Here is a 2,659-nt window from a genome sequence, read left to right as displayed (position 1 = left end):
CACCCACCCGTCAGCCGTGCGCCAGGTGCCGCACGGCTGACGGGTGGGTGAGAGGCCGGCGTCGGCTGACGGGTGGGCGAGAGGCCGGCGTCCGCTGATGGGTGCGTGAGAGGCCGGCGTCCGCTGCCGCACGGCCGGCCGCCTCGCGTGCCGACTCGGCCCGTACACAGGCGTGTTGCCCCCTACCCCTTTCTCGCCAGCAGGATCGCCCGTGGCCTGTTCGCGCCCTCCGGTGGTTCCAGGATGCAGTGGGCCTCGACCAAGAGGCCCGCCTCCGCGAGGAGTTGGGTGAAGCGGGCGGGGTCGTGCCAGTGGTAGTCGAGGGTGATGTCGTGGCCGAAGCGTTCGGTGATGCGCAGGCGGGTGGTGGTGCGGTCGGTCTGGAAACAGAGCAGGACGTATCCGCCGGGGACCAGGACTCGGCTGAACTCCTTGCAGAGGGCCGGGAGTTCGGAGTCCGGGACGTGGATGACCGAGAAGAGGGAGAAGATGCCGCCGAGGGTCTGGTCCGGCAGGTCCAGCGCGGTCATCGAGCCGACGTGGAAGCGGAGGCCGGGGTGGGTCCGGCGGGCCAGTGCGACCATCCTGGGGGAGAGGTCGACGCCGAAGACCTGGAGGCCCAGGTCGCGGAGGTGGGCCGTCACGTGGCCCGGTCCGCTGCCGAGGTCGGCGACCGGTTCGGGCCCTCTCGCTTTCACCAACTCCGCGAAGGCGCCCACCAGTCCACGGTCCACGGCCCGGTCCCCGAGTCCGCTGGGGAACTGCTCCGTGTAGTCCTCGGCGATCTTGTCGTACGAGTCCCGGGTGTTGTGTATGAAGTCCGCGTCCGTCACGGGGGGACTGTATCCGCCGGACCGTGCCGGACGGTTCTCCCGAAGAAGTTTTGCAAAAACTCTTTGGGAAACGTGCCGCAAGCGGTTACCGTCGGTTCTCATGGACAGTGACGACAGTCAGGGCCGCGTCCTCGACCCCACCCGGGACGCCGCCGCGCTCAAGGCCCTCACGCACCCCCTGCGCATCCAACTGCTCGGCCTCCTGCGCCAGTTCGGCCCCGCGACGGCGAGCGAACTTGCCGCGCGTACGGGGGAGTCCTCCGCGTCGGCCAGCTACCACCTGCGGGTGCTGGCGAAGTACGCGTTCATCACGGAGGCCGAGCACCGCGACAGCCGCGAGCGCCGCTGGAAGGCCGTCCACCGGGTGACGTCCTGGGACAACTCGGCGATGGAGAAGGACCCCGTCGGCCAGGAGTTCGTCGGCATCGCGCGGCGCCTCCAGGCGGACCACCTCGCGGCAGCGGCACGCCGGTACGAGAGCGACCTCGCCGCGGGCCTCCTGGACGAGGAGTGGGTCAGGGCGGCGGGCATCTCGGACGCGCTGATCCGTCTGACCCCCGAATCCCTCCTGGAACTCACGGAGTTGTTCGACACGAAGATCGAGGAACTCCGCCGCAGGGACACCGGCGACGCCCGGGCCCGCCAGGTCGTCCTGTTCCTCGCGGGGCTGCCGCAGGGGGACGCGGGTGGCGATGCGCGGGGCGATGCGGGCGGCGGCACGCAGGGTGACGTGGACGGCGATGCGCAGGGTGACGCGGGCGGCGCCCCGGACGGCGACAGGCACGGCGACCCGGGTGGCGTACAGGGCGACACGCGCGACGCCCCGCACGGCATACGGGACGACACGTGAGCGTCCGCCGCCGCTACGTCACCAACACCGCCCTCTACTGGTTCCCCGTCGGCCTCGGCGTCGCCCCGCTCGTCCTCCTCCTCGCCGGGCGCGATCTCGCGCCCGCCACCGTCGCCGCCCTGATCTCCGTGCACTCCTTCACCGCCGCCGCGCTGGAACTGCCGACCGGCGGACTCTCCGACGTCCTCGGCCGCCGGGGCGTCCTGGCCGCCGCCGGCATCCTCATGTGCGCCGCGTTCCTGCTGATCGGCCTCGGCGGTACGGCCGTGCTGCTCGGCCTCGGCACGGGCCTGCTCGGCGCCGCGCGGGCGCTCTCCAGCGGGCCCGCGGAAGCCTGGTACGTCGACTCCGTACGCGCCTCGGAGGGCCCCGATGCCGACCTGCGCACGGGCCTCGCGCGCGGCGCCACCGCGTCGTCCGTCGCCCTGGCCGCCGGGACGGTCACCGGGGGAGCGCTGCCGTGGGCACTCGGCGGCTACGGCGACGCCCTGCGCAACGCGACCGAAGGAACCGTCGTCCCCCTCTCGACCCCGATGCTGCTCGCGTCCCTCCTCGCCCTGACCTTCACGGCCCACTCCGTCCTCACCCTCCACGATCCGCCCCGCTCCCCGTCGCGCCCCGGGGCCACCCGGCGTGAATCTCCCGGCGCGGACCTCGGGAGCGTTCCGGGCGAGCCGTTCCGTCCACAGGCCGGTCGGCGTGAGCCGCCCCGGCCCACCCTCGCGGGCGTCCTCCGCGCAGTCCCCCGCACCGTCCTCGACGGCATCCGGCTCGCCGTGCGCGACCTCGTCGTCCGGCGGGTGATGCTCAGCGCCGCCGCGGCGGGCAGTGCGCTGTCTGTCGTGGAGCTGCTCACGCCGGGGCGGGTGGCCGGGTTCACCGGTGGTGCCGAGTCCGGTGCGGTCGGGTATGCCGGGCTCGCGACCGTCGGGTTCCTGTGTTCCGCCGGGGGGAGTCAGGCCGCGCCGTTGCTGGG

Annotated in this window: 2 protein-coding genes and 1 pseudogene; 2 read left to right on the top strand and 1 reads right to left on the bottom strand. The window is 73.2% G+C overall.

Translation table 11 applies throughout. From position 1 onward, the window contains the following. Window positions 1-182 precede the first annotated feature (182 nt). A complete protein-coding gene (locus tag AOK24_RS25675; RefSeq protein ID WP_055722436.1) occupies window positions 183-833 on the bottom strand; it encodes a class I SAM-dependent DNA methyltransferase in 651 nt (216 codons plus the stop codon). Between the two features lie 100 nt (window positions 834-933). Here AOK24_RS25675 and AOK24_RS25670 point away from each other — a divergent pair, with 100 nt between their 5' ends. Continuing rightward, window positions 934-1,683 carry a winged helix-turn-helix domain-containing protein gene (locus tag AOK24_RS25670; protein ID WP_079056990.1) on the top strand — a complete coding sequence of 250 codons (750 nt, stop codon included), beginning with the start codon at window positions 934-936 and terminating at the stop codon, window positions 1,681-1,683. Beyond that, window positions 1,680-2,659, top strand: a pseudogene (locus AOK24_RS25665) (hypothetical protein); the annotation flags it as partial. The gene AOK24_RS25670 and the pseudogene AOK24_RS25665, both read left to right, overlap by 4 nt.

This window comes from Streptomyces niveiscabiei (genome assembly GCF_001419795.1).
Lineage (GTDB): Bacteria > Actinomycetota > Actinomycetes > Streptomycetales > Streptomycetaceae > Streptomyces > Streptomyces niveiscabiei.
Note: the sequence above shows the minus strand (reverse complement) of the source record. Positions and strands in the feature narration are given on the sequence as shown.